Source organism: Bradyrhizobium huanghuaihaiense (assembly GCF_007830635.1).
Lineage (GTDB): Bacteria > Pseudomonadota > Alphaproteobacteria > Rhizobiales > Xanthobacteraceae > Bradyrhizobium > Bradyrhizobium huanghuaihaiense.
In genome coordinates, this window is the sequence record NZ_VLLA01000038.1 from 44,288 (window position 1) to 51,010 (window position 6,723).

At 64.2% G+C, this 6,723-nt stretch carries 4 protein-coding genes and 1 pseudogene; 1 reads left to right on the top strand and 4 read right to left on the bottom strand.

Annotated elements, in window-relative coordinates:
- Window positions 1-41 precede the first annotated feature (41 nt).
- Window positions 42-932, bottom strand: a complete 891-nt coding sequence (gene dapA / locus IQ16_RS40095; protein ID WP_018644568.1) for a 4-hydroxy-tetrahydrodipicolinate synthase — start codon at window positions 930-932, stop codon at window positions 42-44.
- A 279-nt stretch (window positions 933-1,211) separates the two neighbouring features.
- Here dapA and IQ16_RS40100 point away from each other — a divergent pair, with 279 nt between their 5' ends.
- A complete protein-coding gene (locus tag IQ16_RS40100) occupies window positions 1,212-3,599 on the top strand; it encodes a lytic transglycosylase domain-containing protein (protein ID WP_035666901.1) in 2,388 nt (795 codons plus the stop codon).
- Between the two features lie 289 nt (window positions 3,600-3,888).
- Here IQ16_RS40100 and IQ16_RS40105 read toward each other — a convergent pair whose 3' ends face one another.
- From IQ16_RS40105 to IQ16_RS40115, 3 genes and pseudogenes are all read right to left on the bottom strand, one after another.
- A complete protein-coding gene (locus IQ16_RS40105; RefSeq protein WP_063710356.1) occupies window positions 3,889-5,565 on the bottom strand; it encodes an arylsulfatase in 1,677 nt (558 codons plus the stop codon).
- 29 nt (window positions 5,566-5,594) lie between these two features.
- A pseudogene (locus IQ16_RS40110) lies at window positions 5,595-6,020 on the bottom strand (formylglycine-generating enzyme family protein); the annotation flags it as partial.
- Between the two features lie 439 nt (window positions 6,021-6,459).
- On the bottom strand, window positions 6,460-6,723 hold a 264-nt coding region (locus tag IQ16_RS40115; RefSeq protein WP_283812209.1), incomplete at its 5' end, for a group II intron maturase-specific domain-containing protein.

The window sequence follows — 6,723 nt, forward strand, 5'->3', positions numbered from 1 at the left end:
TCATCGACCCCCATGAAAGCTCCCCGGGTTTGGTTAGCGCCTCAGTTGATCAGTCCGGCGTGCACCATCGCGCTGCGCACCGCAACGCGCGTCGGCTCGGAGACCGGCACCATCGGCAGCCGCAGCGTCTCGTCGAGCTTGCCGAGCAGCGACATCGCATACTTGATCGGCGCCGGATTGCTCTCGATGAAGAGGTTGTTGTGCAGCGGCATCAGCTTGTCGTGGAGCTTCAACGCGGTGGCATGATCGCCCTTCTGCCAGGCGGAGTGGAACTCCGAGCACAGGCGCGGCGCGACGTTCGAGGTCACCGAGATGCAGCCATGGCCGCCATGGGCCATGTAGCCGATGATGGTGGCGTCCTCGCCGGAGAGCTGGTTGAAGTCCTCGCCCAGCGCTGCGCGCTGCTGCGACACGCGCACCATGCTGGCGGTGGCGTCCTTGACGCCGGCGATGTTCTTCAGCTCCCAGAGCCGCTTCATGGTATCGACCGACATGTCGATCACCGAGCGCGGCGGGATGTTGTAGATGATGATCGGAATCCCGATCGCATCGTTGATCGCCTTGAAGTGCTGATACATCCCTTCCTGGGTCGGCTTGTTGTAATAGGGCGTCACGATCAGCACGGCGTCCGCGCCCGCCTTCTCGGCGTGCTGGGAGAGCTCGATCGCCTCCTTGGTCGAATTGGAGCCGGCGCCCGCGATGACCGGGACGCGGCCCTTGGCTTCAGCGATGCACCATTCGACCACCTTCTTGTGCTCGTCATGGCTCAGCGTCGGGCTCTCGCCGGTGGTGCCGACCGGGACGAGGCCATTGGTGCCCTCCGAGATCTGCCAGTTCACCAGGGAGCGGAAGGCCGCCTCGTCCAGCGAGCCGTTCTTGAACGGCGTGACCAAGGCGGTGAACGACCCCCGGAATTTCGTCTTGGCTGCCATGGACTTCCTCCGTACGCGGCAATCTTGAGAGCAAGCCCATACATATCGGGTCTATCCCGCCGGTAAAAGGGCCGCTGCCGCGGGACGCACCGTTTAGGCCGCGATTTTGCCGCGGTGGTGGTGCAAACCCGCCGGAAGTAAGCGGCTGTTGGTATTTTGTCCGCATATTCAATCAGATTCAGCTAGATCTTGAGCCACTTCACTGATTCGGGGCGACAAAACGCCGTGACCTCCTTTCCTCGTGCCGCCTGGCGATCCCTAGGTCTGGCCGTGAGCCTGATGGCAGGGCTGTCGGTCGGCTGCGTCGCCCTCGCCAAGTCCAATGAGACGCCCGCGGAGGGGACCAAGGAACCCGCGAAGCAGGCTGCCAAGGATCCCGCGAAAGGATCAGCCAAGGACGCATCCAAGGGAACCGGCAAGGACGCAACGAAGGGCGCGAGCAAGGGGGCAGCCGGCGCGCCGGCCAAGGACGCAGCGAAGAAGCCGGCCAAGGATGCAGGTAAGGATGCCGGCAAGAACGCAGCCAAGGACTCCGGGAAAGACAAGCCGAAGCCAGCGGCCGCAGCCCCCGCGCCGAAATCACAGCCGACCGCCAACAGCTCGCCGCCCAAAACCGCACCCGCCCCGGCCGTGACGGCCACCGTCAGGCCAACCGCCCCGGCCCCCGCAAAGCCCATCGCAGCTCCCGTGCTGGCGCCGGCAACCCGCCAGCACGCCGCGCCGCGCAAGCCGGTGACGCCGGCCGCGGTCGCGGCGACCTCGTCGACGTCGCAAGCCGACAAGGACACGCTGGAGAACGTCATCGAGCTCGTGCGCAAGCGCAAGCCGGGCGATGCCAGCAATTACGCCGCCTCCATCTCCGATCCTGTCGCGCGAAAACTTGCGGAATGGATCATCCTGCGCAGCGAGGACAATGGCGCAACCGTCGAGCGCTACCGCGCCTTCCTCTCCGCAAATCCGAGCTGGCCGTCGCAGACCTTCCTGCGCCGCCGCCTCGAGGCTGCGATGTGGGACGACAGGCGCGACGAGTCCGTCGCGTGGTCCTGGTTCGAGAACGAATCCCCGGTGTCCGCCAAGGGCCGCTTCACGCTCGCCAGGGCGATGCTGGCACGCGGCGACCGCGCCAATGCCGAACGGCTGGTGCGCGAGGCCTGGCGCAGCGATCCGATGTCGGAGGAGACCGAGAACAACGCGCTCGACCAGTTCGGTGCGCTGCTGACGCCGGGCGACCAGAAGGCGCGGATGGACACCCTGCTCTACGGCAGCGAGAACGAGGCCGCGTTGCGCGCCGCAAAACGCCTCGGCGCCGGCTATGTCGCGCTGGCCAAGGCTCGCATCGCCTCCGTCAAGAAGGCGCCGAACGCGCGCGCATTGCTCGATGCGGTGCCGCGCGAGCTGCACAACGATCCCGGCTTCCTCTTCAGCAAGATCCAGCTGCTGCGACGGGAAGAGAAGTTCAGTGAGGCCGCCCAGCTGATGCTGTCGGCCCCGAAGGATCCGAACCGGCTCTACAATCTCGACGAATGGTGGATCGAGCGGCGCCTTTTGGCGCGCAAGATGATCGACACCGAGGAATTCCGCAGCGCCTATCTGATCGCGCGCGATGCCGCCCTGCCCTCACGCGACATCTACAAGACCGAGCAGGAATTCACCGCGGGCTGGATCGCGCTGCGCTTCCTCAACGACCCCACGACCGCCGCCCAGCACTTCGCCCGCATCGGCGTCGGCAGCGTCAACCCGACCACGCTGGCGCGCGCCGGCTATTGGCAGGGCCGCGCCGCGGAAGCCTCGGGCCGCCAGCAGGAGGCGCGCAACGCCTACGCGCGGGCAGCAGAGCAATCGACGAGCTATTACGGCCAGCTCGCGCGCGCAAAACTCGGCCTGCCGCAGATCGAGCTGAACAGCCAGCCGCGCGGGCGCGGCGCCGAACGGCTGGAGATCGTGCGTGCGGCGCAACTGCTCTACGAGCTCGACGAACGCGAAATGGCAATACCGATGCTCGCCGACATGGGCGAGAACGGCGATCCCGAAGCGCTGGCGGGCCTCGGCGAGCTCACCCAGCGCAACAGCGATGCGCGCGGCATGCTGCTGCTCGGCAAGGCCGCGCTCAACCGCGGCCTGCCGTTCGACTTCTACGCCTACCCCGTCAGCGGCATCCCGCAATTCACCCCGATCGGCCCCGAGGTCGAGCGCAGCATCGTCTACGCCATCGCGCGGCAGGAGAGCGCGTTCAATCCGTCGGTGGTCTCGCCGGCCCAGGCCTACGGGCTGATGCAGGTGACGCCGGATGCGGCGCGCTATGTCTGCAAGCGGCACGGCGCAACCTACGATCTTGGGCGGCTCAAGAACGATTCGGTCTACAACGCCACGCTCGGCTCGGCCGAGCTCGGCGGGCTGCTGGAGGATTATCGCGGCTCCTACATCATGACCTTTGCCGCCTACAATGCCGGCCGCGGCAGCGTCAAGAAGTGGATCGACCGCTACGGCGACCCGCGCGACCCCAAGGTCGACGCGGTCGACTGGGTCGAGCTGATCCCCTTCTCCGAGACACGCAATTACGTGCAGCGGATCATGGAGAACCTTCAGGTCTACCGTGCCCGGTTCGGGGGCGGCACGCGGCTGCAGATCGAAGCCGACCTGCGCCGCGGCGCCGGCAGCGTGGAATAGAGACGGCCCTACTCTGATTCGCTTCCGGGAGCATCGGTGGCGAGCGCCGGACATGCGCCCGTCCGGCTTGAGCCTTCGAGGAATATCTCTCGGCCGAACCTGGTCGTGAGGCGAGCCGTCCCAGAGCGCGCAGCTTGAGAGCTGCCGACGTAGCTGGTCAGAACGTCCGCTACGGCGCCGATAGCGAACCAAATTCCGCACCGCAGCGAAACGACGCAAAGTCCCAACAACGGGTAAGAGGAGCGGGCGACCCATAAAAGGCCACCCGCAAGTGATCAGAACTGTACGCTTATTTCGTCATCGCCGCCCGCGCCGCTTCGATCTTGGCCTTCACCGCGTCTAGATTGAAGCTTGCGCCCCTCTGCATCGGCGGAAACTCTATCGCCGTCATCGCCAGCTTTTCCACCTGCTGCTGCACAAACACGAAGCGCCAGAATTCGTATTTGAACCAGTCAAAGTATTGTTGCGCTCCAAATTTGGTCCCGCTATCGGGCCAGCCCGTGCGCTCGAAAGGATCGAGGCGAAGGTTGGTCAAATAGGGCACATCAACCTTGCTTTTTTCACCCAGCCAGCCTCCAGGCTGATCGATGAAACGATACTTGTAATCGTCGATGCGCACGGCCCCCAGCTCGCTTTCGCCGAAATAAAAGATCTCGTGCCGATTTGACGGCCCCTTGCCAGTGATCATGTCCAGCTGGTTGTAACCGTCCAGATGGCACTTGTAGGTGCGGTCACCGATGTGCTTACCCTTTTTGAGCTCGTCGACGATGTTGGGGTTGCCAGCCGCGGCCAGGAAGGTCGGGAACCAGTCCAGCCCGGACATGATGCCGTTCTCGACCTTGCCGGCCGGCACCTTGCCCGGCCAGCGGATCATCGCCGGTGCGCGGAAGCCGCCCTCCATCACGGTGCCTTTGCTCTGCGCAAATGGCGTCTGTCCCCCATCGGGCCAGGTGAAGACCTCGGTGCCATTGTCGGTCGTGAAGACCACGATGGTGTTGTCATCGACGCCCATGTCCTTCAGCTTCTGCATCACGATGCCAACGTCGTCGTCGAGCTGCGCCATGCCGGCTTCATGGATGGACCAACCGTTCTTGGAGTTGCGCATCGCCTGGTACTTCGGCGACAGGTGCGTAACGATGTGCATGCGGGTCGGATTGAGCCACAGGAAGAATGGTTTGTTGTCGGCCTTAGCTCTGTCGATGAAATTCAGCGCAAAGTCGCGGATTTCATCGTCCACGGTTTCCATCCGCTTGGGATAGAGCGTTCCGGCGTCTTCGATCCTCTGCTTGCCGACTTTGCCCCAGCGCGGATCCACGGTGGCATCGTCCACGTTAGTCGCCCACGAGTGGACCATGTTGCGCGGACCGACTGTGTTCAACAGTTCCTGCGGGTAAGCGGGGTGGGCCGGATCTTCCATCGCGTCGAGGTGATACAGGTAGCCGAAGAACTCATCGAAGCCATGCACCGTTGGCAGAAACTCATTTTTGTCGCCAAGGTGGTTCTTGCCGAACTGGCCGGTGGCGTAGCCCATTCCTTTCAGCGCCGTGGCAATGGTCACGGCCTCCGCCGGCAGGCCGGTGGGAGCGCCTGCCTGGCCGACTGTGGTCATGCCGGTCCGGATCGGCAGCTCGCCAGTGATGAAGTTGGCGCGACCCGCCGTGCAACTCGCCTCGGCGTAGTAATCGGTGAACAGCATGCCTTCGGCGGCGATCTTGTCGAGGTTTGGCGTCCGCCCGGCCATCATCCCGCGGTGGTAGGCGCCGATATTCCAGATGCCGATGTCGTCACCCATGATGAAGACGATGTTTGGCCGCTGGCCGGCCGCTGCCGGCGCTGGTGCCGGTTGCTGCGCTTGTGCCGGGCTCGTCAATCCGACGGCCGAGAGCGCCGAAGCGGCGACGAGAGAACTACCACTCAACAAGAGATCGCGGCGTTTCAATCCTCCGCCGATTGGTCCCGTGCTCATCTCAGGCTTTTCCGGAATCCTATCTGTACTCATGATGTGATCCTCTTCCTGGTGATGCACCTGAAGCCGAGATGGCTTGCTGAGGTGTCGATCGGCTCGGCATGACGCGCGGCCGGACGATAGCGGCGGCAGTAGTTGGGAGCGCAAAGATGCGAGCCGCCTTTGAGCACCTTGCGTGGAATCCTGAGGTTTGGCTGACAAGAATCGTAGCTCGCGCCCTCGGGCCCACCGCGAGGATTTTGCGGGATGCAGCAGGCTTTCGGGGCGTCGGCTTCGTGCTTCTGCGAAGACCAATCGGCCGTCCATTCCCAGACATTGCCGATCATGTCGTGCAGGCCGTAACCGTTGGCCGGGAACGCGGTGACGGGCGAAGTGCGTTCGAAGCCGTCAGCCGCAAGATTCTGATGCGGGAAATTGCCCTGCCGATCCGAGCCCATGCGAAACGTGCCGCCCGGCACGTAAAGCATCCCCTCACCTGCTGGATCTTCGAACGATTGTCCGGAGCCAGACAACGAATTCGTATCAGCCAGATTCATGATGCCCCCCCCCGCCCGTACATCAGCGGCCTGCGTTGCTTCACACCGCGCGACGAGTTGCTTCGCTTGATATGCGCTTTTCGATAGTGGGGTCTTTGACCGATGGTGAGACGTACAGAAACGAAGCGACACTCCTCCGGGTTGATCCAGATCAACGGTCCATTTCGGGCTGAGCAGACAGCGTGGAGAGGCCGCGACCTGAGCCGGAGCGAGCGACCGGTCACGGAAGCGGGGCGCCGGCTGGGCTGACATTGCCGGGTCGCAGGCCGGTTCGCCAAATCGGGATAGGGGGAAGCCTCGCGGCTCCGCCCCTCCCACACCACCGGACATACGGGTCCGTATCCGGCGGTTCAGCGGATTATGCGGGTCGCCGTGCCGCGACGGAAGCCAAGCCGAGTGAGGCAAAGAAGCCGTTTGGCAGAGCAATGGTGAGCGCGGGGCTGTTCGCGAGCCGCCAAGGGCCACGTGGGCTGCCGGCGGTTTGCGCCGCCAGATCCCGGCCGACGCCGCGGCGTCGCAACTCGGCAAAGCGAGCGGGTCCATACTTCCATTGCTTCCAGGCAACGGCGCGCAACCGTCGCCTGATCCACTGGTCAAGCACGCGCAACACCGACGGGGTTTG

Bases quoted from the DNA above. Each gene is read 5' to 3' on its own strand.
- dapA (WP_018644568.1), bottom strand. From the start codon at position 932: ATGGCAGCCAAGACGAAATTCCGGGGGTCGTTCACCGCCTTGGTCACG.
- IQ16_RS40100 (WP_035666901.1), top strand. From the start codon at position 1,212: ATGGCAGGGCTGTCGGTCGGCTGCGTCGCCCTCGCCAAGTCCAATGAG.
- IQ16_RS40105 (WP_063710356.1), bottom strand. From the start codon at position 5,565: ATGAGCACGGGACCAATCGGCGGAGGATTGAAACGCCGCGATCTCTTG.